The following is a 636-nucleotide window of genomic DNA, read 5'->3' on the forward strand; positions in this document are numbered from 1 at the left end:
GCCCGCGCGGCGGCGCGGCGCCTCAGCCGAGCGTGGCGTTGAAGCCGCCGCCGTCGAGCAGCAGGTTCTGCCCGACGATGAAGCCCGAGGACGCGGCGCACAGGAAGGCGCACGCCTCGCCGAACTCCGCCGGATCGCCGACCCGCCCGGCCGGCAGATCCTGCCCGCGCCGCGCGATCTCCTCGTCCACCGTGCGTCCCTCGGTCGGGCGCGTGTTGCTGCGCAGGCGGTCCGTGAGGAACGGGCCTGGCAGCAGGTTGTTGATCGTCACGTTGTGCCGCGCCACCTGCCGCGCCAGCCCGGCGACGAAGCCGGTCAGCCCGGCGCGGGCGCCGTTGCTCATGCCGAGCTGCGGGATCGGCGACTTCACCGAGGCCGAGGTGATGTTGACGATCCGCCCGAAGCGGCGCCCGATCATGCCATCGACGACCGCGCGGATCATGAAGATCGGCGCGAGCATGTTGGCGTCGACGGCGCGCAGCCACGTCTCGCGGTCCCAGTCGCGGAAATCCCCGGGCGGCGGGCCGCCGGCGTTGTTGACGAGGATGTCCGGCGCGGGACACGCGGCGAGCGCCGCCGCGCGTCCGGCCTCGGTCGTGATGTCGCCGGCGACGGCGGTGACCTGCGCGCCCGTCT

The 636-nt window shown here is 74.2% G+C and carries 1 protein-coding gene; it reads right to left on the reverse strand.

The genetic code is table 11. From position 1 onward, the window contains the following. Positions 1-22: 22 nt before the first annotated feature. Positions 23-636 (reverse strand): SDR family oxidoreductase (locus B8460_RS20610; RefSeq protein ID WP_048863498.1); only part of this gene is annotated, 614 nt, incomplete at its 5' end.

The organism is Acidisphaera rubrifaciens HS-AP3 (assembly GCF_000964365.1).
GTDB lineage: Bacteria > Pseudomonadota > Alphaproteobacteria > Acetobacterales > Acetobacteraceae > Acidisphaera > Acidisphaera rubrifaciens.